Here is a 22,068-nt window from a genome sequence, read left to right as displayed (position 1 = left end):
TCCTAAGCCAATGCGTTATATTCGTCATTACTAACGGGTGATAGCCATTCTGGTGTGCCTGCAGTGATGGCAATGTGACTGAACCAACTATCTTTAGTAGCACCGTGCCAGTGTTTGATACCGTCATGGGTGCTCACCACATCACCAGGATGTAATCGCTGTGCCGGTTGCCCGGCTTCTTGGTACCAGCCTTCGCCACCAGTGACTAATAAGATTTGATAGCCATTGTGATGGATATGCCAGTTGTTACGGGCTCCGGGTTCAAAGCTGACGTTGCTGACAGTTACGTTGACTTGCTCGTCTTTCACTAGAGCGTTGTGGTAACTTTTACCGGTAAAGTATTGTTGAAAAGCAACGTTTAAATCTCCCATTGCAAAAATGCCGTGTTGGACGCTATTTTCATTATTGTTCATTGTTAAAAACACCTTTCATTTAAAATTAATTGTGGGCTAAAATTTGAAGCTCGGCTTTTGTTAGTACGTTTCCCACTAGTTGTTCACGGAAGTCGTTGTAATAGAAGCGGTTATTCAATGGCAAGTTGTGCTTGAGTGCAAATACGGATAGTGTATATCGATGAGGCTGATCAGGTGGATTCGGTCCGGCATAGTGATCGGCGAAATACGAATCGTTTAACTGATAAAAGCGTGACATCCATGAGTTTTGACCTTGGGGGCCCTCAAAATTACGACTGAAATCGGCTGGGATTTCTGCCATGACAGGAATATTGGTCGCGAGCCAGTGAATGAACGGAAAACCCGTTCGTGGGACGGCGTCGTAATCAATGAGCGAAATAGCAAACGCAGTCGTTATTGCAGGAATTGATTTGATTTCAATTGGAAACAATAGAATCGGTTGGCCTGAGTGTTTGACGTTCGCGTTACTGGTATAGATTAGTGGTAAAAAGCCATCGTCTAAATCAACTTTAATTTGCATTAAACCGACCTCCTAGTAAAAACCAGGTTTGTTCCAAGCAGTATTGGGTTCAGCGACGCCAATGCTACTTCGCTGATATAATTGGGGATTGTGAATAATTTCAGTAATCAGGTCAGCAACGGCTTGGCGTGTCACCTGCGTATCTTTGAATGGCATCCCCTGAGGAATGACCTTGTAGTCCGTATGCTGGTCATTATTATATAGCCAGGCCATTCTTAAAAATGTATAGTTCAGTCCACTATTATCAATCACGGCAGCAGCTCGCTTGATTTCAGTATAATCACCCATCATTTGGGCATTCCAAATACCAAATTTACCAGCGACTTCATCGTAAATGCCTAAACCACCTGCGACAATTAGGCGCTCAACACTATTTTGCTTCATCGCATCGACAACATTTTGATTGGCGGTGGTGAAATGCCCCGTTGCCAAGTAAACGATATCTTGACCCGCGATTGCCGCCGTAAGATCAGCGGAATTATTCCAATTGCCGTTCGTGAGAGTAACCTGCGATTGGGCGGCGTACTGATGAAGCCGTCGAGTAGCTTGACGAGCAAATAGTGTGAGTTTAACATCGTTTTTTGCAAGTAGGCGTGGAATTAAATATTTTGAAATGTTACTGGTAGCACCTAATAAAATAACTTTTTTCATTGTAAGAACCTCTCTTTTAAAAAATAAGACTTAATAAAGTTGCTACGCCCAAACTAAGTACGAGGAAGATGAGGCAAAATTGCCAATTCCAACGTACCGAGACAGTTGCTGAGCTGACATGTAACAGGGTCGCGACAATCATGACGATACCTGCAAACGGTGATAACATGTATGCAACGACGCTTCCGATATTCAGACTCAATGCGATTAATAGTGGTGAAAGGGCAATGTGCATGGTCATAATAATCTTGCCAATTAGTGCTACTGATGCTAGTGGGTGAATGCCAATTAGGGAAACCAATACGACAATAATGGGAATTAAAACGACCAATAACCAGCCAAGGTGAGCAAAGCTTGGTGCTAACGCGTGGGTTAGTTCGCTACTGATAGTGGAATGTTGAAAACCGTACGTGAACGTGCCGATTCCAACAAAGAACGGCGCAAGCGCTGCACCGCTTGCAATTCCGTGTTGCCAATAATCAAGGCTAGCTTTTTTTAGTGCAAATTTGAAGGCTGTTTGGCCCGTAGTCGGCTTGAGCCCTAATGCCGTGACCCAAATCAGGACAATTAGTAAACCGGAAAGTGTAACAGCGTTCATTGAACTTACGACTTTGCTTTCCATTAAAACAAAGCTGAGTATTAGTAGGGCAATAACGGCCGCCACTAAACTGACAAGTGATGCGTGTTCGGTAAAACGAGTCTGCTGCTTAGTATTGGTTGTCACGGGCTGAATCCGCATATACGGTTGGTTATATTCCATCAAATACGCTAGCAATAATCCTAACAGGCCTAAAATCAGGCATGGTATGAATAATTGGGTCCACCCGACTTTAGTAACGGTACTGATTAGAAAGATTGTTGCTGCTCCAGGTGCCCATAATGTGCCGAGCGTAAATCCACGGGTTACGGCTGTTGCCGAAAAACGGGTGGCGTCTTTGACTTGGCGCTTGATACTGTCGCCTAGAATTGATAGGACAATGGCAACGGTCCCCATGGAGAGAATACTTGATAGTAGGTGCGTGACAATCATGACAAAGGTGAAGGTTTGTTTGGGGCCACGAATGTGCTTTTGCATGAATGCTTCGACAGTAGCTTGGTAGTTGCCAATGGTGACAGGGATTAAGAAAAGTTGCATAACAACTAGTAACACCACGATATCGACCATTGAAGTGATTGCCATGGCTAGACCGTTGATTGATAAACCCGTAGTACTTAGTAGTCCCAACCCAGCAATGAAAAAGATCAATGTCGCGACTTGAAAAGAGCGGCTTAAGCTTTGAATTCCGAGAATTGAGACCCCGATTGCAAGCACGGCATTTAATAGCGTCAAGTTGACGGGGACAATTAAGCTTAGTAACTGAATGATTATTAGGCTTAAAACTAGACTGTGATAAATCGTCGCTTTATTGATAGACCGTTCCATTCATGAATCGCTTCTTTCTAATATTGATCGTGGATTGTCGTCATCGATTAGCCTTGCTTTGTCGGGTAAATGGTAAATTCATTGACGTTGACGTCATCTGGTTGTGCAACTGCGAAGTCAACGACACGGGCCACTGCATCTGGGGTGATACCGACGGATGCATATAATTTATTCATACCTTGCTTAGCATTGGTATCGGTAATGGTGTGCAATAATTCAGTGTTGATAGCTGCCGGATAGAGGCTGGTGGTCCGAATATTGGTGTGTTCTTGAGCACTTTCCATGCGGATTACTTCCATTAAATTGCGTACTGCAAATTTAGTTGCACCATAGATGCCGGAACCAGCGAAACTCTTAAGCCCAGCTACTGAAGATGTCGTAATGATTTGACCATACTTTTGATTGGTGAAATCAGGCATTACTGCGGCGACACCGTTCAAAACACCTTTTAAGTTCACATCGATCATGGCATTCCATTCATCAGTTTTTAGTGCACTGATTGGTGAAGTCGGCATGATACCGGCATTATTGAAAATGACATCAATACCGCCAAATTCTCGCTTTGCTAAAGCAACTAACGCTGTTAAGTCTTCAGGCTTAGTCACGTCCGTTACGCGGTAAGTGGCTTGCCCACCTTGTTGCTGGATTTTATTGGCTAATTTCTGTAGGCGTTGTTCACGCCGTGCACCTAAAACAACTTTGGCACCATGGCTGGCTAACAATTTGGCACTTGCTTCGCCAATACCCGATGAGGCTCCTGTAATAACGATAACTTTGTTTTTTACTGACATATTTGTTTCCTCCTGATTAATTTTTTTGTTTATTTAAAATGTGATGGTAATTTAAGACGTCCATTGTGGAAAAATCATGACCGGAAAGCTGGATTTTTTCACCATAGGGTGATAGTGAAATTTGATTGTGCCCAATAATTTTCCAAGTACCGGAATAAATATTAGTGACGTGATGTTGGTTCTCCTTCCACTTGTGATCCGCAGTGAAAGTGATTTGTTGGTGAATATCTTTGTTGTGGTGATTGATCCAAACACCAACGACATCCGCTTCGGTCAGATGCGAGTTGTCCGAATGGGTAACACTTGTCTGTTGCTTGGTGGCTTGGTTAGACTTGTCGGGGGTTGGTGAGTGTTGCTGAACTGCATAGACGATGACGACAAGTGCAGCGACGGTAACAATAATTTGAAAAATAGTTTGCATAAACTTTTTGTTCAATTAATCATCTCGTTTCTGATGTGCTGTGCCTCAACTACAATGACTAGTATAGCCAGCAACGTGCCTCCTGAGAAGAATCCGTTAGTTAGCTTAGTATTAACTTTTAGTTTATACTAGAAGGCTAGGAGGTGACCGTTGTGGATTTTAATCAATTACAGACGTTTTTACGAGTTAGTGAGTATGGTAGTTTTACGAAGGCGGGGGAACAGAGTTTTATATCGGGTACTGCGGTGATGAAACAGATCAACCGGCTGGAAGCGGAGCTTAACCTAAAACTATTCGTCCGAACTGCGACCGGGGTCCAACTCACACCACAGGGTAAGAAGTTCCAACCGTATGTGCAACAGTTGCTCGATTTACTAAACACGGCCATTGAAGAGACGCGACGGGTCCGTTCAGACGATAAGCAACTGATTTTGTTGGGAACTTCCTTACTACATCCTGCTGATGCCTTCATGTCATTATGGAAAGAACTGGCACCAAAAATGCCTAAATTTCAGATTAGATTAGTTCAATTGCAGGAAGACTTGAATTCGAGAAATCGTGAGTATGCGATGCTTGGTCGGAGTAGTGATTTAATCGTTGGGACGTTCGATAGCACAACTTTGAAGCAGTCCTTTAGTGCGATAAAGTTGGGAGCGTATCACTTTGGAATTGCTGTCCGTAGTGATAATCCATTAGCCCAGTTGGATGAAATCACGTACAGTGACCTTGCGCATCGTAAAGTTCTGATGGTGTCAACGGGAATTAGTGAGAAAAATGATCTGGTTCGGAGTGAAATGTTGGCGGCAGAACCTAGTATTCAGCCAATTGATACTAGCGGGCGTTATGACATCAATACGTTTAATGAGACCGTTGAGGAGAATATCGCAATGATTTCGCTTACGCCGTGGAAAAGAATTCATCCGAATTTAGTTACAGTACCGCTGAAAACGTCCGTGACAGTACCGTATGGCCTATTAAGCACCAAGTTCCCGGGTAAGAAGACGGCAGATTTTCTACATGAATTTACGAAGTTGGTCCCGACTGAAACGCAGAGCCACTCATAAAATGACATTAAAAAGGCAACTGTTCGTGGTCACGGTACGTGCTGGTGAACGGGTGCCTTTTCGGGGCTTAAGTCTAATTTGAAACTTGCAATTATTTGTTAACGGATGCTGGCATTCAACCTGATTTTAATTTATAATTAGTTAAAAGAACATATGTTCTTTTAACGACAAATTATTGAGTCAGGTTTCATCCAAAAGTGAGTGTCATGGGGGCGAGCGACATGCGGCTATCGTTAAAATTCGATCAGCAGCATGAGATTTACTTTGGATTACCAGCAAAATGTTAAGGTGAACAACGACTGCGATTGTGCCGATTAATTGGAAGGGAGTCATTATATTGATGGAACAGCGAACATACATGGCAATTGATTTAAAATCATTCTATGCCTCAGTCGAATGCGTTGCTCATCAACTCGACCCATTGAATGCCAATTTGGTTGTCGCTGATACGAGTCGCACTGATAAGACGATTTGTTTGGCGGTTTCGCCAGCACTAAAGCAATTTGGTGTTCCAGGGCGACCCCGGTTATTTCAAGTTGAACAACGGGTCGCAACTTTAAATCGCGCCCGTGGTCGTCAGACTTCCTATCAGGCGGTTCGGCGGCATCGCTCAATTTATCGTGATCAGCTCCTCAAGCATGCTAATTTGGGTATCGATTATCGGGTCGTTCCCCCACGAATGAGTTATTACATGCAGAAGAGTGCTGCGATTTATGATATCTATTTGCGCTTCATTAAGCCAGAACACATTCACGTGTACTCGATTGATGAAGTCTTCATGGACGTCACAGACTACTTAAGTACTTTTCAGGTTTCACCGCACGCACTGGCAAAGACGATGATTCACGAGATTCAGGCCGAGACTGGGATTACGGCGACGGCTGGGATTGGTGCTAATCTTTACTTAGCTAAGGTGGCGATGGATATTGTTGCCAAGAAGATTCCCGCTGACGCTGACGGTGTTCGGATTGCACAGATGGATGAGCAGCAATATCGGCAATACTTATGGGCGCACGAGCCGTTGACTGATTTTTGGCGAGTCGGTCATGGCTATGCTAAGCGGTTGGCAGCCCTGGGGCTCAATACGATGGGTGACATTGCGCGCTGTTCACTAGGAACCTTGTCGGATTCTCATAATGAAGAACAATTATATCGTGAGTTTGGTAAAAACGCGGAACTGTTAATTGATCATGCGTGGGGCGATGAGTCGGCAACAATTGCTGACATCAAAAATTACCATGCTAGCGAACATGGTATATATGCCAGTCAAGTGTTGATGCGACCGTATACTTATACTGAAGGGCAGGCCGTGTTACGCGGCATGGTGAATAATTTGACACTCGAACTGGTTGCTCGCCACGTGGTGACAGATCAGTTGGGAATTCGTATTGATTACGATGCTAATGCTTCGTCAGTTGGCACGCATTATCAGGGTGCGGTCACCGAAGACTACTATGGGCGACAAGTACCAAAGCCCGCCCATACCACGGTGACATTAGCGCAGGCGAGTGCTTCACAACACGAGCTAGGGGCTGCGTATCAACAGCTTTATCAACAAGTCGTTAATCGTCAATTGATGGTTCGACGTGTGACCGTTATGGCGAACCATTTGGTCGACGAACAGCAGGTTAGGCGCCAACCTCGGTATCAACAAACTAACTTATTTGAAAATCCAGAAGTGGCCCAAGCGCAAGAACGAGACGCACAACGCAAACGTGAACGCGATGGGCAATTGCAACGCGCCATTTTGAAATTACAACGTCGTTCCGGGAATAAGAATGTCGTCATTCGCTTGGCAGATCTAAAACCGAGTTCAACTACGATTGAACGTAATGAGCAGATTGGGGGACATCGTGCCTAATGACAAAGGAAGCCAGTACTACTGCGTTATTTAATGATACGAGTCGCTATGCGGATATTTTAGAGTGCTCGCGACCTACTTCAAGGCATTTACCAATGCCCCAAGCAGACCGTGCTGCCCAATTTGCGCCGTTCGCGGCGTTGACTGGTTATCATGACTTGATTGAAAAACACGCTGCAATCTATGCCCATAAACACTATCCAAATGCTCAGGATAAAAGAGCTGTGGCGACCCAGTTGAAACAGATTGCAGCGTTACCAAAACTACCATTGCTCAACGTCGATTATTTTAACGATACCGTTGGCTATTATCAGACGGCAACCAGCCAGTTGGTGAAGCTCGATTGGCATCAAGCCCGGATTTATCTAACGGCACCAGCAAGTATTGCGATGGCCAATATCCGTAGCGTTTCTATAGCGAATTAATCTTAATTAAGGACGGTTTCAATGACTAAAATTAGTCGTTAGAACCGTCCTTTTAAGATTAATGATTATTTTATTTCGCGGTGATTTGCATTCGTCCGTGCTTTTTAGAATGATATAGATTGGCGTCGACGCGCTGATAAAAGGCCGTTGGTGATTGGTCATCAGCTGCTAATTCTGATAGGCCAATCGAGATCGACAGTTGGATTTGATGATCATTAACTGGTACAGCGATATGATTGATGGCCGCAAATAGTTGTTCAGCGACCGCAAGTGCTTCGGTTAAATCATAGTTGGGGAAGATAACGTTAAATTCCTCGCCACCGGTTCGATATAGTGAGATTTGCGGATTATTAGCATGAAAGACAATCGTAGCTACTTGGGCGACGTGCTGAAGAATTTTGTCGCCAGCCAAGTGACCATAAGTGTCGTTGACTTGTTTGAAGTGGTCGATGTCAAACATCAGCATGGTCAATTGTGAGCCGTTTTTCCGACTGCTTGTAACCTGATAATTAATGGCTGTTTTGTAAGCTGCAAAATTTTCGATTTTGGTCAGAGCGTCGTGATTAGCGAATGCGACCAGATTCTGTTTGAGGTGTGCATTGGCTGACAACATGCTGGCGTAGATATAGAGCAAGGAAGCAAAGACGAGTAGGTAGGTCCATTCTTGCCAATAAGTTGCCCATGATAAGTTGAACTTAAGCTTCATGAACCACCAGAGAACGGCCCCAAAACCAGCACAAGTGACTAAATAAAGTGCGACTTGTCCCTGTTTCGTTTGGAGTGGGACGTGTTTACGCAATCGGCCGAGCGCCGTAAAGAAGAGGATCAGTGTGACGGCGTGCCCCCACGACTCCCAGTAATACAAGGAGTGATTGAAGCCCATAAAGATAAAGACAAGCGGGTACAAGTAGTAATAGCGGACACGTACATTGAGAAAGTAGCCACAAAAGGTTAGCCCGATGAGCTGGAAATTCATGAAAATCCAGGCGTCGTTCTGGCCCACAACGGCAGTTTGCATCCCAAAGACAAATAACATCATGTAGATTAAGCCGTACCAGTCGGTAATAAGCGATTGGTCAACCCGCCAATGATGAGTATTGAAGAAGTTGATAATCCAATTTTGTGATACCCAAAAAAGGGTCAGCACGCCTAGGATGAAAAAAACACTTGTAATAAATGGAGTTATCTCCCAATGTGACCAAGTCATACGCAAACACCTTTCAAATCGCAAAAACTGCGTTGGTTCGAATTAAATGACGCCGGTATAAGTATATCCCTTTAACTGCTAAATAGCGACTGTGATTATGGACTTTAATTGGCTTTTTAGCCGTTATTATCAGGGAAAATCAGCGGGCCTCGCGCTAGATACGCCGAACGGCAATTAAAGCAGCGCAACAAGCCTGGGTTAAGGCTTAAAATGCCCGAGTTGGTGCGGTGAGCGTGGGGGCAGCATCGTTGACGAAGGCCGGGGAGTCGTCGTAATAATGCCCAGTTGGTCGGGACGTGCCGTAATAAAACCGGTGTTTACCAACCAAGCATTAATCGTTATCGGACCGACAAATTTAAAACCAACTTGTTGTAAGTGCTGTGCGATGCGATCGCCAGTAATTGTTGTGCGTGGGAGTTCATCATAATACTGGGGCTGGATAATTAATTGTTGATGGCCCAATTGTTGCCAGAGATAGTCTTTAAAAGACTGTGTGGTCCGAATTTGTTGAATCAGGCGAGCGTTGTGAATCACGGCTTCGATTTTACGACGGTTTCGTATGATGGCCGAATTGCTGAGGAGACCGGTGATTTGTTCTGGGCGATACGCTGCCACCACCTCAATTTGCCAGGCGTCAAATGCTGCGCTGAATGCTGAGCGTTTATTGAACACGACGGCCCAGTTGAGACCAGCGGCAAAACCGCCAAGACTCAGAAACTCAAATAATTGTTCATCGCGCTGAACCGGGATACCCCATTCGTGTTCAAAGTAATACCGGTAGCCGGCATCGTACGGATAGTAACGATTGAATAGTGGATCATCATCAAACCAGTTGGTAATCATTAAACAAGCCTCATTTCCAAATCAATTAGTAGACACTAACTAAATACGGTAAATGGGTCGGAAAACACGTGGATAAAAAAAACTTTTCCAATCCTCCTGAGAATGGAAAAGTTAACTTAAAGCGTGTTCAACGATGATCTTTGATTACAAGGTTAGTTGGCATGTGGCGAACGGTTTTCGTCGCGTGGTCACGCTTGATCTGAGCTAGAATGGTCCTCATACTGACTGTGGCAGTCAGATCTTTTTTAAAAGTATGAACACCAAAGCTGTCATAAGTGACATGGTCATTTTTGAGTGTGAACCAGTTCGGCTGGAGTTGCTTGGCATCTGCCTTAATGTGTTTATCAGACCAAACCAGATACTTAGTTTGCCCCTGGTCAGTGTAAATTTCGACCTGCCAACCCAAGCTGAAATCACTAACTTCTTGCCAACGCTGAATCTTTAAGTGCTTGATTGCGTAATAAATAATGCAGCTGTATTTTAAAGCAGGCTGTTTAGCAATGGTCGTTTCGGTAATCGGTTGTGGTTGTTGGATAACGCGTGATTTGTGAACCGTAGTTGTGGTGGCTCGCGGGGTGCGGTGTAGGGTGCTGAGACCAACAATGGTACCGATAATAAGAACAGTGATAATCGGAATCAGAATTTTTTTCATAAGAAACTCCTAACGAATAAAATTGTAAAACGTAAATATTACTATTTACAAGAATGGCATTTATTGCTATTCTTTAAAACGTAATGATTACTATTTAAAAAGGGAGTGGCAATTGTGAAACGTTTGTGGCTATTACTAGGTGGACTTGTTATTGGTGGGGGCTTGTTAACGGGCTGTCAGTCTAAGTCAACGACTGCTGAATCGCATAAGGTCAACATTGTTGCGACGACGAATTTTTATGGTAGTGTGGCAAAAGCTGTCGGTGGCAAGCACGTCAGCGTGACGTCAATTATCAACAAACCGTCCGTTGATCCCCATGATTTTGAGCCAACACCAACCGTGGCTAAGACGGTTGGTCAGGCTGATCTCGTCATCGCTAATGGCATCGGCTATGATGGCTGGATGAACAAGGTCGTGCACTCGACGCAACGAGCCAAATTGATTCGGGTCGGCGAGGACGTGATGCATCGCAAGGAAGGGGCTAACGAGCATCTCTGGTATGACAGTGCAACGATGCCCGCCACCGCGAACTATCTCGCTAATCAGTTAGCTAAAAAGCAACCCCAGTATCGCACGTATTTTAAGGCCAACGCCCGCAAGTACATCGCCACGCTTAAACCGATTCAACAGGAACAGGCCAAGTTACGAGCGAAGGCTAACAAGTTAAAGAATCGGCAAGTGTTAGTCAGTGAGCCCGTCTTTGATTACGCATTGACCAGTTTAGGGTTTAAGGTTGCTAATCAAGACTTTGAAAATGCGATTGAGAAGGGCACTGACCCAGCACCGCAAGTTATCCACAAGATGCAGCAGGCATTAAAGAGTCGGCAAGTCGCCTTCTTTGTGAATAACAGCCAAGTTAGTGATAAATTAGTGACTAACATGGTGTCATTAGCCAAGAAGAATCAGGTGCCAGTGTTGAATGTGACTGAAACCATGCCAGCTAAGTTGACTTATCAACAGTGGATGTTGGCACAGTATCGCCAGCTCAACCAGTTATTGTCCGATTAAGGGACGGACCTGCAAGGCGACGACGCCCGATTGCGCAACTTGGACGGGGGAATACAACGTTAGCATTTCTTGAACCATCTGTGTTACCGGCGTTCCCGGGGCACTGCCGACTTGAACGGCGGTGTATTCGCTCAGTAAGGATTCAAAACTAGCGAAACGCGTGATGTCGATGAGCTGAGTGGTGAGCTGCTGGCCAGTCGTCAGATCGATGAAATTTACAATGTCACCGACTTGTAAGGCTTGGCGTTTTGCATCGTTTAAACGGATTTCAATTGTTTTGAGCCCCGATTTTATTAACAGCCATTGTGGATGAATCAATTGCATGGTGGTCATTGAACGTCCTCCTAATCAGTTTAGTCTTAATTATAGTGGATAACTAACGAAATAGGGGCCTAAATAATGGCAATGATGTGCCTGAACACCGGATATTAGTGGTAGGTAGCTGGCGCCTGTCTATAATTAGGTTAACAATACAAGGGGAATGGCACAATTGGCAAAACGAACAGCGATTCCAGTTAGATTACAAATCGTTGGCACGATGAGCGCGTTAATCATCATGTATGCGTGGGGCCGCTCACTAATCGGCCAGCCGTTGCAATTGGGCAATCAACAGTTTACTTGGTTAGGGTTGGTTTACTTGACCGGCGCTTTTCTATTCTTGTTAGTGGCCCCATGGCTGACCAATCGCTTAGCGTTGACGCCGTTTGACTTCATAGCGATGACGGATCATCTGGCAATGGGGTGGTTGGGGTATCTTATCCTAATTTTAGTCGTTCCGATATGGTTTCAGCCGGCCAATTCCGGGCTTACACTCGGCGTGCTTTCCAGTGTGGTTGGTGGAATTTGTATGGATGTTCCACAGAATGTGACCTGGGGTATCCGGGTACCCTGGACGTACAACTCGCCAGTGATCTGGAAGAAAGTCAACTGGCTGACCGGACTATTGTTATTAATCGCCAGTTACGGCATGGTTGGCATCGGCTGGGTATGGCCCACACTGTTCCCAATCTATCAAGTGAGTGCCATTGTGGGAATTATCGTGATTGCGTTGGGCTATGCGCACCATTTGGCCCACTTGACGTAAGTTGTGTTGGTGATTATTAACACGGCAAATTGATATACGCGGATCATAATTAGGGGTCGCGAGTGGCACAAGTCACGTTAATCGTGGTTAGTTGAAGCGTTGTTAACAATCGTTGAACGGCAAAAAAGGCTGGAAAATTCCAGCCTTTTTTAGTGTCTTTTTAATAGAGGGCCCAGGCTTGCATGCCTTGTGCGTGGTACAAGTTAACTGCGGCGTCGATTTGTTGTTGAACGGAACCACCACTAATATGGATGTTTTGGAATAAACCGTATGCACCGCTTGCGCCGTTAACGACGTGTGGCTGCCAGTTAGATTCACGATTGATGATGTGATTCCAAGTTCCGGCGTCAACACCAGTCCGTGCTTGCATTTGACCGAGCACGTAACTTTGTAGGTTATCACCCGAATAGCTTTCAGTTGCCGGGGTAGTTGCTGGTGCCGAAGCAACCGTCTCGTTAGTTTGTGCTGGTGTTGTTTGAGTCGTAGTTGCGGCCTGTGTTTCAGCTGGCTGGGTTGGTGTGGTGACCGGTGCCTGCTGAACTGGCGCTGAAACGACCGGTGTCGCTGGTGCTTGACTAGTAAGGTCCTGGGCGTTCACCCCTGGAATCCGTAATTGTTGGCCTGGTAAAATTAAATGGCCGTGAATGTTGTTGGCTGTTTCGATTGATTCGATCGTCGTCTTATATTCTTGTGAAATTGCCCAGACACAGTCACCCTTCTTAACGGTGTAAGTTGCGTCGGCGTGTGCAGAAACAGTTCCGGCCAATAGTAGGCCAACCGTTGCAGCGGATGTTGTTAAGATTGTGGTTAATAATTTTTTCAAGTTATACTCTCCCATTTTTTGTAAGCAATCAGCGTGTCGTACAATTGTTGATCAACAAAAATTAGTATAGCGGCGACTTATTACTCGCATGTGTCGCTAATTTTAAGAAGCGATTGCGAGATTCTGAGAAAATTATGGGGAGTAAATATTTTACTGAATAGTTGAAGACTATCGTGACGGGACGTATCGGTGACAATATATCGGCTACTAATATAAAAAATATGACAGAAATAGCAATATAATAATTACTGAAATTACCGATAGTTGAGCCAGTTAGCAAAAATAGCGGCAATTACAATGTTTAACGTGACATTCCCAATATTAAATAGTTAATACCGGTATTGTTCTTATAAGTTTAAAAGGATGTTGATTATAGAAAGTAATTTAACGCAACAAAAAAAGTCGGGAAGGAATCCCGACTTTGTCTTAATAGTTTTAGATTAAAGGGCCCAAGCAGCCATACCTTGTGCTTCATATAAAGCAACGGCAGCGTTAACTTGTTCTTCAACAGAACCACTGCTGATGTGCATGTTCTGGAATAACCCGTAGGCACCACTAGAACTGTTGCGGACGTATGGTTGCCAGTTGGATTCACGCGTAATAATCGTGTTCCAAGTCGAAGCTGAGACACCAGTCCGTGATTGCATCTGACTTAAAACGTAACTCTTCAAATTGCTACCAGTGTAGCTTGAAGTCGTGGAGTCAGTTGAACTCGTTGAAGTGGTCGTCGCGGTTGTGTTGCTAGTTGAACTAGAACTAGTCGTTGAAGCACTTGAACTCGTTGTGTTTGAAGTCGTTGATGAGGTGTTGTTATCAGAACTGGTTGAACTCGTCTTAATAGATAGTTTTTGACCAGGTAAGATGTAGTGACCCTTGATGTTATTAGTCGTTTCAACATGATTGATAGTTGTGTTGAATTTTTGTGCGATGGCCCAAACGGAATCACCGCTCTTAACGGTGTAAGTTGAGTCGGCGTTAGCATTGAGGACACCGGCGAATAATAAACCAGCGGCTGCAGCTGAGGTAGTTACGATTGTACTTACAAGTTTTTTCAAATTAGACACTCCTATAAATTTTGTGATTATCGATTAAATAAGTTACTGACAAAAATCTTAACTGCGATGTCATTCGCAATCAACAGAACCCAGTCTAACGCCTCCGTGTTACTTGTTAGTGTCGCGAGTTTTAAGAACGCAATGCAAAGATTACAAGAATACGGACTTTTGTAATCTTCGTAACCGAACTGTGACTTTGAAAAAGGCTGGTTAAATCGGTTGATAGGGGACAGTGACAAGCTAAGTTAACCAAGTTAAGGCTTACCTAAAATTAACATTATGACGTGAAATCACCCAAAATTCAGCCATAAAAAAAGCCGATTATTTTAGTATAATCGGCTTTTAGTGCTTGAAAATGGCGTCAAACACGGCTATTTAACAGTTTATTCCGTCACTGGAAATGGATCTGCTAAACCGAGGGCTTGTTTTTCAGACTTCGCTTGAGCAATTTCCCCTTGCACTAATTCACGCGCGTGCGGATCACTATATAGGTTTAATTTGTAATCCACTTCCTTCAGATTTTTCATGATTTGGGCTTGCTGAGCAAGAATGGCATTGCGGTGAGTCGTCAGCAGCTCTCGTCGTTGTGCAATCGATTGGGGACCTGCCATGACATAACTGATATATTGGCGAATAGCACTGATTGCCATACCGGTATTTTTGAGGCAAATAATCGTATGTAATAGATGAAGATCACCGTCTGTAAATGCTCGGTAGCCGGATTCATTGCGACTGACAAAGGGAAGTAAGCCTTGTTTATCATAAAAACGCAAGGTGTACGCACTTAGTCCGACCTTATCAGCGACTTCTTTAATCGTATAGGTCAAAAAGATTCCTCCTAACACTTGCCTTAGAGTGTTGTCTAAGGTTTATATTAGCTATATTAACAAGCCATGATGAAAAAAACAACCAATATTCCGGGGGAATTAAACATGAATAAATCATTAGTATTAGTCACTGGCGGTAATGGCTTCTTAGCCAGTCATATCATTAAACAATTATTAACAGCGGGCTATCCGGTTCGGGCAACGTTACGGTCGTTAGATAAAGCAGCTGGCGTGAAGCAGACGCTAGCGGGTACACCTAACTTAGATCGATTGACATTTGTTGCTCTGGATCTGACACAGGATCAGGGTTGGGCCGAAGCAATGCGTGACGTGACGTATGTGATGAGTGTTGCGGCACCAGTATTTGTTAATCAAGGTCAGGCTTCTGATGAGGTCACTAGTGCGGCCAAGGTCGGCACGATCCGTGTTCTAAAGGCAGCGACGGCGGCCGGTGTTAAGCGGGTCGTCATGACTGCCAACCTTGGTGCCGTTGGCTTCAGTCGTTTGGATCATGATCATCCCGTCACTGAAGTGGACTGGACCCGCGAAGACCAACCGGGGCTTTCATTGTATGAAAAGTCGAAGTTGGTTGCTGAAGAGGCTGGCTGGGCGTATTGCAAGGCGCATGCTGATAGTCCAGAATTCACGACGGTTAATGCCGGTGCCATGCTTGGGCCATCGCTTAATGGGCACGTCACGGGTAGTTATAATCTAGTTAGTCGGATATTAACTGGGCAGATGATGCCAAACCTTAAAGTCAATGTCATCGACGTTCGCGATGTCGCTGACTTAGAAGTTCGGGCGATGACGGCGCCTGCAGCGGCCAATCAGCGTTTTCTAGCAGTGGCCGCCACACCAATCTCGATGCGGGACCTCAAAACATTGATTCAAGAACAACGGCCGCAGTTGGCTGCAAGCCTGACGAAACATTTGATTCCAGACTGGTTTGTGCGGGGGTTAGCCCCATTTAGTGGGCAATTACGCGAGTCTAGTTTGATGATCCGCATCAATCACGAGGTCAGTACCCAAAAAGCCCAGCAATTGTTAGGGTGGCAAGCGCGCTCAGCTGATACTGCGGTATTAGCCGCTGTCGATACACTGGTTAAGAATGATTTGAATAAATAGGACGATCAAAACGGTCTAGCAGTAGTATTTACTGCCAGGCCGCTTTTTGTAGCTACTTTAGTGGCAACCGGGCTTAGTTATTTTAACAAAAGTATACATTTTTAAAGTAAAAGTGTTGATTTTGAAATAGAAATAGGATAGTATTATTTCACGAGGAAAGCGTTTTCCAAAATAAATGACACAGAGGAGGAGTTTGATGGATAAGGAGCGACAGATGCCCAAGGATTTTTTCTGGGGCAATTCAGTGTCAAGTATGCAAACTGAGGGTGCTTGGGATGAAGACGGTAAGGGTCGTTCAGTTTATGATGTTCGTCCTGCGACAGCAACCACTTCGGATTGGCATGATGCCATTGATGAATATCATCGTTACGAGGAAGACCTTGATTTGATGAAGGACTTACATTTGAATATGTATCGAATTCAGATTTCATGGTCACGAGTAGTTCCAGATGGTAATGGTGAGTTTAATGCCGCTGGGATTGCGTTTTATGATCGGCTGGTTGATGCGATGCTGGCACGGGGGATTACACCGATGATTTGCCTGTATCACTTTGATATGCCGTTAGCCTTAGCTGAAAATGAAAACGGGTTCATGTCGCGCCACACCGTTGATGCGTTCGTCCGTTTTGGTGAAAAGATGATTGCCCACTTTGCTGACCGGGTTAAATATTGGATCGTGTTCAATGAACATAATTTATACTTTACCGACGAAGTCTTCAACATTTCAGGGTACACCAAGGGTGATCAAAGTGTTAACGACTTATACCGGATTTTCCACCATACTATGTTAGCGCACGCGCGCCTAGATGACTTTGTTCATCAGAACTACGATGACGTGAAGATTGGTGGTATGTTAGCTTACACCCCGGTTTATCCAGAAACAGCTAAGCCAATTGATATTATGGCGGCTCGTAAGAGTGACGAATTTTTGAACAACAACTTGAATGACGCTTACGTGCACGGGCACTATTCACCAGAAGTCCTGCGTTACGTTGAACAACAGGGCATCGATTATGATTTGCAACCAGGTGATGAAGCAATCATTGGCAAAATGAAAGCGGATTTTTTGGCCTTTAGTTATTATCGTTCAACGGTTATCAACGGGGATAAAATACCCGTTGATGCCGTTCCGAATCGTTATCTCAATTATTCATTTGAGGCCAACCGCTTTTTACAAGCTAATGAATGGGGCTGGGCAATTGATCCACTCGGTTTCCGCAACTTGATTACCAAGTTGTATGACCAGTACGAAGTACCCGTGTTCCCGATTGAAAATGGGATTGGGTTACGCGAGCACTGGGATGGCCAGCATATGATCGAAGATGATGAGCGGATTACTTATCATGAAGAACATATCAAGGCGATGAAAGATGCCATGTTGATCGACGGCGCTAAGGTACTAGGTTATCTCGGCTGGGGCTTGATTGATATTCCAAGTTCACACGCAGATATCGAAAAACGTTACGGAGTTGTTTACGTTAACCGGAGTAATCATGATCTAAAAGACTTAAAGCGGGTTCCCAAGAAGTCATATTATTGGCTGCAAGGGGTCCTAGCAAAAAATGGAGATGAATTGTAATGGAAAATAGTAGTAATGGTGCTGTTAGCAATTTCATTAATAACAAAGTTTTACCGCCAATAATGAAGTTCGTTAACACTAAACCAGTTAAAGCCTTACAAGACGGGATGGTCTACGCCTTACCATTTATTATCATTGGGTCCGTATTCTTGATCTTATCTAATATTCCAATTCCAGCTGTGGCTGCTGTTATTAAGGCCTCTGGTTGGGCAGCGTTCTTTAACCAGGCCTATACAGTAACGTTTGGGGTTCTCTCACTTTGGGCGGCCGTTGGGATTGCCTATGTGTATGTGCGTAACGAAGGGTATGAACCACTGCCCGCTGGGTTAACTTCCATGGCCGTATTCTTGCTTTTGCAAACGCTTAACATTGCCAATCCATTAGTAGCTGCGATGGGTAAAGCCGGTACTGGGATTACCAATGCTGCTGGGAATGTCGTGATGTCAGGTAGCGCCGTTTCACAGAATATCGATAAATTACCAAAGGTCCTACAAAATTTTGTGCAAGCACCCGTTACTGGGGTTGTTAATATTACCTGGCTAGGTGGTCAGGGGATGATTGCTGCCATTATTGTCGGTATCTTAGTTGGTTGGGCTTACTCCGCTATGATTCGTAAAGGTTGGAAGATTACCCTACCAGAACAAGTACCAGCCAGTGTTGCCAACCAATTTACTGCCATGATTCCTGCCGGGGTCATCTTGATTGTTGCAATGTTAATCTTTGCGGCCTTCAGTGCTTTCGGTAATACTGACATGTTGCAATTTATTTACAAGGTTCTTCAAACACCGCTTCAAGGATTATCCGATTCACTCGGTGGTGCGCTGGTTATTGCGTTCTTAGTGCCATTCTTCTGGTTCTTTGGGGTCCATGGTGGGTTGATCATGGGTGCCATTACTAGTGGGTTACTGATTCCGAACACGTTCGACAATGCTTCATTATATAAAGCAGGTAAGTTGACCGTTGCCCAAGGTGCCCACATTGTAACTAATGAATTCTACAATAACTTCATTAACTTAACTGGTTCTGGGATTACGATCGGACTTGTTATCTTTACGTTGTTTGCTGCTAAGTCCGTTCAATTTAAGACGATTGGTAAAGTTGAATTTGTGCCAGCATTATTCAACATTAACGAACCATTCTTGTTCGGGTTACCGATCGTGATGAACCCATTCTTGGCAATTCCATTCTTCTTGACACCGGTTATCGTGGCCTTATCCACTTATCTGGTCATCTACTTCGGCATTGTGCCACCATTGAATGGTTTCGCGGCACCGTGGACGACCCCAGCAATCATTTCTGGCTTCCTGATTGGTGGCTGGAAGATGGCTATCTGGCAAACAATTACGTTGGTCATGTCAACTGCAATTTACTTCCCATTCGCTAAGAAGTACGATGCTATCTTAACGAAGGAAGAAGGCGAAAAGGCCGCTGCGGAAGCTGCTGCTGGTAACGCTGAAATTGAAAAGATGTAATTATAGAAAGGAATTAAATAATTATGGCTGAAAAAATTATTATGTTGGCATGTTCTGCGGGAATGTCAACCTCACTATTAGTGTCTAAGATGGAAGCTGCGGCAAAGCAAGATGGTGTTGATTACAAGATCTTTGCCACCTCAGCGGCTGATATTGACCATCAACTGAGTCAAGATCCGCATCCCGATGTCTTGTTATTAGGACCACAAGTTCGCTACATGGCGAATGACGTGAAGAAGAAGACTGATAAGGCTGGGATTCCAATGGATATCATCAATATGTCCGACTATGGCATGATGAATGGTGAAAATGTCTTACAAGCAGCTGAAAAGTTACTCGGCGACAGATAATTAGGATTTAACCGGGAAAGTCAATGCAATCGTGAATCACCAACGTGTGCGGTGGTTGCTTTAACATGATTGGGACTTGTCCGAGTGATAATCAAACACTAACCAAATCCTAGATTGTTTTGGTGGTGGGCATCTCAGGATGTTATATATGTTACGATTCCTCACTGGCTAATTGCTGGTGGGGAATTTTTTTGGTGGTGGCTGTGGCCGCGATACGGTACTGCGAGGGTGTGCAGGCGAGTAAGCGAGAGAAGCATGTAGTGTGGACGTTACTTTGGCAGTGCTTAATTTTAAAGGACGGCTGCTGATTCAAAATGGCTATTAATCAAACAAATTAAATAAAACCCTTGACCTGAAACCCGTTCGAGCAGTTAGGATAAAGGTAATCAAAGAACGGTAGCTGGCCAGCGCCATTATGGAAATCTATTCATCAAATTCGGGAGGGTTTTATCATGGGACTATTTTCATTTGGTAAAAAAGTTAAATTATATGCACCAGTCGATGGCACACTGATAGATTTAGCCACAGTCGCTGCGGGTCAGACGGGGTTTGCGGTGACACCAGAACGCCACCATATCTTCAGTCCAGTAACGGGAACCGTCAGTGCCCTGATTCCGGAACAAAATGCGATCGAGCTGGCAGCTGGAAAGCTGACGGTACGGTTACGAATGGGTGTTAATACCAGCGCAACTCCGGCAACTTATGTTCATGAAGGCGACCAAGTGACACCAGAAACACCACTCGCTTTTGTGGATCAAGAGCAGGCTGCTGAAAATGGGGAGGATATGACGGTGTTGGTGGTTGTGGATAAAGGTGGGCAACCCGCTGAAAAAATCAGTTTATCCACAAGTGGACAAGTGAGCCACGACCAAGAAGTTGCCACGGTTGTTGCTAAGTAGGACGGATGAGGGGACTAATCGTGTGTAATTGTTTGCGATGAGCTGAGTCAGTATGAATTTCATCGCGTCACCATAGTTGATTGATGCAAGGTCAACTAGCAATTGCAATGCAGTTGTTAAATACGAAAACACACTTCAAAGCTGCTACGTTTGAAGTGTGTTTTCGTGTTCAGTTGATTTTTGATTGGCGGTTGCAAGTAACTCAATCTGCCGCAGAATGAGCCTGCCCTTGTCCACAAGCCATCAGTTCAGCTTGGTAGGCATCATTGATGCGATTGAGTGCTTGGTGAAATTCTGTGATAACTTTGTTCATTTGGCGCTGATACTTTTCATCCAACGAATAACCGTTTTGAACTTGAGTTTTAGGCCCCGTTGTTTGATTCAAGTACGCCTTTAAGTCATCGTCTGGCTGTAACTTTTCGTATAAATCGACATTGTCTAGTAAGCGGACGATCCGGTTGTATTTACCCGTAAAGGTCCGCCGAATAATCTGTATTCGGTGACGAAAGACATAGCAACCGGCCTGAATGACGGCTTGAGGTTCTGGGTAGGTTGTCGTTTGTTGGTAGTGTTGGACGATTTCAGGAACAATCTGCCGAATCGCATTATTGATAGTCGGTGTAATCAAGGTCGCCGCGATTTTAGTTGGGTCGGATACGCCCTGTTCAGTCTGTGAGGCCGAACTGAACAAGTCACTAGAAAGAATGTTCGGATTGGTCGTAGTTAGGTCCACATATTCCCATAGTAGGACATTGAATTCTGAATGATTGAGACCACCATTTTGAAAGACAGCGGTGACATATTCAGTCAAACTACCGTATAAAAGGTAATTAGTGGATACGTCAAAGTACGCAGCTACTTTAGCGAGTCGGTCCGCGTTAGCTAGCGTACGTCCCTTTTCCCAGTCATTAATTGTGCTTTTTCCAGCCAAGCCAATCGCAGATGCAAGTTTGGCCATACTTAAACCAGCGGCAATTCGAAGTTGGTGAATACGATTACCAACTTGTTGTTTATCAATCTGCAATTTGATTTCCCCCCTGATTGGTTCTTAGTATATTCTAACATAGGGAGGGAAGCGCTCGCATTGTTAACACTGAATATATTAGCACTTTCGACGATTGGTGTGGTAACGACAGATAAGTAGTATCAAGTGCTTAGTGATATTTATGAATAATTGTCATAAAAGCGGTGCTATTATTTACCGGCCAGCCGTCTAGTTGGATTTCATAAGGTTGTGCCGTACCGGGATAAATATGACCGGGAATCGCAACCTTTTGCCGGTGGTCGTGAATGATCAGGAAAAACATCGCAGGTCGACAAAGGATGGTCACGTGTGCGGCCAGGCAGTCGCTAAGCGTGGCTGCTAAATGCTGGCGAATGGTCGTTAGTCCCGCAGTCCCTTCATTAATAACGATCGACCAATCGAATGCCAAGTCTGAATAGGCGGCTAATGGTGTTAATTGTTGCATGTTGAATGCCTCCTCCAAGGTATTAATTAGACTAAATATTACTATTAGCATACATGAAAATAGTTGTGATGACGACCATCTGCGCTTGTTATGGCCAATTAATAAG

Annotated in this window: 25 protein-coding genes; 10 read left to right on the top strand and 15 right to left on the bottom strand. The window is 44.5% G+C overall.

The genetic code is table 11. The features are described 5' to 3' along the window. Window positions 1-2 precede the first annotated feature (2 nt). From MZO41_RS11730 to MZO41_RS11705, 6 genes are read right to left on the bottom strand one after another with little or no spacing between them, the layout of a single operon-like run. Window positions 3-413, bottom strand: a complete 411-nt coding sequence (locus MZO41_RS11730) for a cupin domain-containing protein (RefSeq protein WP_003643374.1) — start codon at window positions 411-413, stop codon at window positions 3-5. A 25-nt stretch (window positions 414-438) separates the two neighbouring features. After that, window positions 439-933, bottom strand: coding sequence for a YbhB/YbcL family Raf kinase inhibitor-like protein (locus MZO41_RS11725; RefSeq protein ID WP_003643373.1), 495 nt, complete (start codon window positions 931-933; stop codon window positions 439-441). A 12-nt stretch (window positions 934-945) separates the two neighbouring features. Further along, window positions 946-1,584 carry an SDR family oxidoreductase gene (locus tag MZO41_RS11720; protein WP_003643372.1) on the bottom strand — a complete coding sequence of 213 codons (639 nt, stop codon included), beginning with the start codon at window positions 1,582-1,584 and terminating at the stop codon, window positions 946-948. Between the two features lie 16 nt (window positions 1,585-1,600). Further along, window positions 1,601-3,007 (bottom strand): hypothetical protein, encoded by a 1,407-nt coding sequence (locus MZO41_RS11715; protein WP_013355913.1) that lies wholly within the window; start codon window positions 3,005-3,007, stop codon window positions 1,601-1,603. A gap of 47 nt (window positions 3,008-3,054) precedes the next feature. Further along, the gene (locus MZO41_RS11710; protein ID WP_003642284.1) at window positions 3,055-3,798 is read right to left on the bottom strand and encodes an SDR family oxidoreductase; all 744 of its coding nucleotides are present in this window, start codon (window positions 3,796-3,798) and stop codon (window positions 3,055-3,057) included. A gap of 16 nt (window positions 3,799-3,814) precedes the next feature. Further along, complete coding sequence (locus MZO41_RS11705; protein ID WP_171831424.1) at window positions 3,815-4,219, bottom strand: hypothetical protein; 405 nt, start codon at window positions 4,217-4,219, stop codon at window positions 3,815-3,817. 152 nt (window positions 4,220-4,371) lie between these two features. Between MZO41_RS11705 and MZO41_RS11700 the strand changes: the two genes are divergently transcribed. The 3 genes from MZO41_RS11700 (at window position 4,372) to MZO41_RS11690 (ending at window position 7,569) form a co-directional block, all read left to right on the top strand. Then, complete coding sequence (locus tag MZO41_RS11700; protein ID WP_003643369.1) at window positions 4,372-5,283, top strand: LysR family transcriptional regulator; 912 nt, start codon at window positions 4,372-4,374, stop codon at window positions 5,281-5,283. Between the two features lie 340 nt (window positions 5,284-5,623). Further along, a complete protein-coding gene (locus MZO41_RS11695; RefSeq protein ID WP_003644890.1) occupies window positions 5,624-7,144 on the top strand; it encodes a Y-family DNA polymerase in 1,521 nt (506 codons plus the stop codon). Next, window positions 7,144-7,569 carry a hypothetical protein gene (locus MZO41_RS11690; RefSeq protein WP_003642280.1) on the top strand — a complete coding sequence of 142 codons (426 nt, stop codon included), beginning with the start codon at window positions 7,144-7,146 and terminating at the stop codon, window positions 7,567-7,569. The genes MZO41_RS11695 and MZO41_RS11690 overlap by 1 nt, the downstream gene beginning before the upstream one ends. A 70-nt stretch (window positions 7,570-7,639) precedes the next feature. Here the strand turns inward: MZO41_RS11690 and MZO41_RS11685 are convergent, their stop codons facing one another. The 3 genes from MZO41_RS11685 to MZO41_RS11675 form a co-directional block, all read right to left on the bottom strand. Next, window positions 7,640-8,776 carry a GGDEF domain-containing protein gene (locus MZO41_RS11685; protein WP_003642279.1) on the bottom strand — a complete coding sequence of 379 codons (1,137 nt, stop codon included), beginning with the start codon at window positions 8,774-8,776 and terminating at the stop codon, window positions 7,640-7,642. 198 nt (window positions 8,777-8,974) lie between these two features. Next, window positions 8,975-9,619 (bottom strand): DNA-3-methyladenine glycosylase I, encoded by a 645-nt coding sequence (locus tag MZO41_RS11680; protein WP_003644892.1) that lies wholly within the window; start codon window positions 9,617-9,619, stop codon window positions 8,975-8,977. Between the two features lie 127 nt (window positions 9,620-9,746). Continuing rightward, window positions 9,747-10,271, bottom strand: a complete 525-nt coding sequence (locus MZO41_RS11675; protein WP_003643365.1) for a hypothetical protein — start codon at window positions 10,269-10,271, stop codon at window positions 9,747-9,749. Between the two features lie 114 nt (window positions 10,272-10,385). On the opposite strand from MZO41_RS11675, the gene MZO41_RS11670 reads away from it, so the two are divergent. After that, on the top strand, window positions 10,386-11,279 hold the full coding sequence (locus tag MZO41_RS11670; protein WP_003643364.1) for a metal ABC transporter solute-binding protein: 894 nt from the start codon (window positions 10,386-10,388) through the stop codon (window positions 11,277-11,279). Here the strand turns inward: MZO41_RS11670 and MZO41_RS11665 are convergent. Beyond that, a complete protein-coding gene (locus tag MZO41_RS11665) occupies window positions 11,265-11,612 on the bottom strand; it encodes an ASCH domain-containing protein (protein ID WP_003642275.1) in 348 nt (115 codons plus the stop codon). The genes MZO41_RS11670 and MZO41_RS11665 overlap by 15 nt on opposite strands. 148 nt (window positions 11,613-11,760) lie before the next feature. On the opposite strand from MZO41_RS11665, the gene MZO41_RS11660 reads away from it, so the two are divergent. Next, window positions 11,761-12,363 carry an SdpI family protein gene (locus MZO41_RS11660; RefSeq protein WP_003643363.1) on the top strand — a complete coding sequence of 201 codons (603 nt, stop codon included), beginning with the start codon at window positions 11,761-11,763 and terminating at the stop codon, window positions 12,361-12,363. 160 nt (window positions 12,364-12,523) lie between these two features. Here the strand turns inward: MZO41_RS11660 and MZO41_RS11655 are convergent, their stop codons facing one another. The 3 genes from MZO41_RS11655 to MZO41_RS11645 form a co-directional block, all read right to left on the bottom strand. Next, window positions 12,524-13,186: a LysM peptidoglycan-binding domain-containing protein gene (locus MZO41_RS11655; protein WP_003643362.1), complete on the bottom strand. Its 663-nt coding sequence runs from the start codon at window positions 13,184-13,186 to the stop codon at window positions 12,524-12,526. Window positions 13,187-13,626: 440 nt separating this feature from the next. Further along, on the bottom strand, window positions 13,627-14,241 hold the full coding sequence (locus tag MZO41_RS11650; protein ID WP_003643361.1) for a LysM peptidoglycan-binding domain-containing protein: 615 nt from the start codon (window positions 14,239-14,241) through the stop codon (window positions 13,627-13,629). 383 nt (window positions 14,242-14,624) lie between these two features. After that, window positions 14,625-15,068: a MerR family transcriptional regulator gene (locus tag MZO41_RS11645; RefSeq protein ID WP_003643360.1), complete on the bottom strand. Its 444-nt coding sequence runs from the start codon at window positions 15,066-15,068 to the stop codon at window positions 14,625-14,627. A 105-nt stretch (window positions 15,069-15,173) separates the two neighbouring features. Here MZO41_RS11645 and MZO41_RS11640 point away from each other — a divergent pair, with 105 nt between their 5' ends. The 5 genes from MZO41_RS11640 to MZO41_RS11620 all read left to right on the top strand — a co-directional run bounded on the left by MZO41_RS11640 (window position 15,174) and on the right by MZO41_RS11620 (window position 20,493). Continuing rightward, on the top strand, window positions 15,174-16,193 hold the full coding sequence (locus tag MZO41_RS11640) for an SDR family oxidoreductase (protein WP_003643359.1): 1,020 nt from the start codon (window positions 15,174-15,176) through the stop codon (window positions 16,191-16,193). A gap of 196 nt (window positions 16,194-16,389) precedes the next feature. After that, the gene (locus MZO41_RS11635; protein WP_003643358.1) at window positions 16,390-17,772 is read left to right on the top strand and encodes a glycoside hydrolase family 1 protein; all 1,383 of its coding nucleotides are present in this window, start codon (window positions 16,390-16,392) and stop codon (window positions 17,770-17,772) included. Continuing rightward, window positions 17,772-19,244, top strand: coding sequence for a PTS sugar transporter subunit IIC (locus MZO41_RS11630; protein ID WP_003642268.1), 1,473 nt, complete (start codon window positions 17,772-17,774; stop codon window positions 19,242-19,244). The genes MZO41_RS11635 and MZO41_RS11630 overlap by 1 nt, the downstream gene beginning before the upstream one ends. Window positions 19,245-19,267: 23 nt before the next feature. Beyond that, entirely contained in the window at window positions 19,268-19,594 is a 327-nt protein-coding gene (locus MZO41_RS11625) for a PTS sugar transporter subunit IIB (protein ID WP_003642267.1), read from the top strand. 452 nt (window positions 19,595-20,046) lie between these two features. Then, window positions 20,047-20,493 carry a PTS glucose transporter subunit IIA gene (locus MZO41_RS11620; RefSeq protein ID WP_003642266.1) on the top strand — a complete coding sequence of 149 codons (447 nt, stop codon included), beginning with the start codon at window positions 20,047-20,049 and terminating at the stop codon, window positions 20,491-20,493. 202 nt (window positions 20,494-20,695) lie between these two features. On the opposite strand, the gene MZO41_RS11615 is transcribed toward MZO41_RS11620, so the two are convergent. Continuing rightward, window positions 20,696-21,517 carry a helix-turn-helix domain-containing protein gene (locus tag MZO41_RS11615; protein WP_003642264.1) on the bottom strand — a complete coding sequence of 274 codons (822 nt, stop codon included), beginning with the start codon at window positions 21,515-21,517 and terminating at the stop codon, window positions 20,696-20,698. A gap of 130 nt (window positions 21,518-21,647) precedes the next feature. Continuing rightward, a complete protein-coding gene (locus MZO41_RS11610; RefSeq protein ID WP_022638467.1) occupies window positions 21,648-21,962 on the bottom strand; it encodes a hypothetical protein in 315 nt (104 codons plus the stop codon). Window positions 21,963-22,068 lie beyond the last annotated feature (106 nt).

The organism is Lactiplantibacillus sp. C232 (genome assembly GCF_023806725.1).
In the GTDB taxonomy this organism is placed as follows: Bacteria; Bacillota; Bacilli; order Lactobacillales; family Lactobacillaceae; genus Lactiplantibacillus; species Lactiplantibacillus plantarum.
Note: the sequence above shows the minus strand (reverse complement) of the source record. Positions and strands in the feature narration are given on the sequence as shown.

Coding starts and splice junctions, on each gene's coding strand:
- MZO41_RS11690 (WP_003642280.1), top strand. CDS start 7,144: ATGACAAAGGAAGCCAGTACTACTGCGTTATTTAATGATACGAGTCGC.
- MZO41_RS11720 (WP_003643372.1), bottom strand. CDS start 1,584: ATGAAAAAAGTTATTTTATTAGGTGCTACCAGTAACATTTCAAAATAT.
- MZO41_RS11610 (WP_022638467.1), bottom strand. CDS start 21,962: ATGCAACAATTAACACCATTAGCCGCCTATTCAGACTTGGCATTCGAT.
- MZO41_RS11635 (WP_003643358.1), top strand. CDS start 16,390: ATGGATAAGGAGCGACAGATGCCCAAGGATTTTTTCTGGGGCAATTCA.
- MZO41_RS11640 (WP_003643359.1), top strand. CDS start 15,174: ATGAATAAATCATTAGTATTAGTCACTGGCGGTAATGGCTTCTTAGCC.
- MZO41_RS11685 (WP_003642279.1), bottom strand. CDS start 8,776: ATGACTTGGTCACATTGGGAGATAACTCCATTTATTACAAGTGTTTTT.
- MZO41_RS11715 (WP_013355913.1), bottom strand. CDS start 3,007: ATGGAACGGTCTATCAATAAAGCGACGATTTATCACAGTCTAGTTTTA.
- MZO41_RS11705 (WP_171831424.1), bottom strand. CDS start 4,219: ATGCAAACTATTTTTCAAATTATTGTTACCGTCGCTGCACTTGTCGTC.
- MZO41_RS11665 (WP_003642275.1), bottom strand. CDS start 11,612: ATGACCACCATGCAATTGATTCATCCACAATGGCTGTTAATAAAATCG.
- MZO41_RS11695 (WP_003644890.1), top strand. CDS start 5,624: ATGGAACAGCGAACATACATGGCAATTGATTTAAAATCATTCTATGCC.
- MZO41_RS11625 (WP_003642267.1), top strand. CDS start 19,268: ATGGCTGAAAAAATTATTATGTTGGCATGTTCTGCGGGAATGTCAACC.
- MZO41_RS11680 (WP_003644892.1), bottom strand. CDS start 9,619: ATGATTACCAACTGGTTTGATGATGATCCACTATTCAATCGTTACTAT.
- MZO41_RS11710 (WP_003642284.1), bottom strand. CDS start 3,798: ATGTCAGTAAAAAACAAAGTTATCGTTATTACAGGAGCCTCATCGGGT.
- MZO41_RS11630 (WP_003642268.1), top strand. CDS start 17,772: ATGGAAAATAGTAGTAATGGTGCTGTTAGCAATTTCATTAATAACAAA.
- MZO41_RS11730 (WP_003643374.1), bottom strand. CDS start 413: ATGAACAATAATGAAAATAGCGTCCAACACGGCATTTTTGCAATGGGA.
- MZO41_RS11660 (WP_003643363.1), top strand. CDS start 11,761: ATGGCACAATTGGCAAAACGAACAGCGATTCCAGTTAGATTACAAATC.
- MZO41_RS11675 (WP_003643365.1), bottom strand. CDS start 10,271: ATGAAAAAAATTCTGATTCCGATTATCACTGTTCTTATTATCGGTACC.
- MZO41_RS11620 (WP_003642266.1), top strand. CDS start 20,047: ATGGGACTATTTTCATTTGGTAAAAAAGTTAAATTATATGCACCAGTC.
- MZO41_RS11725 (WP_003643373.1), bottom strand. CDS start 933: ATGCAAATTAAAGTTGATTTAGACGATGGCTTTTTACCACTAATCTAT.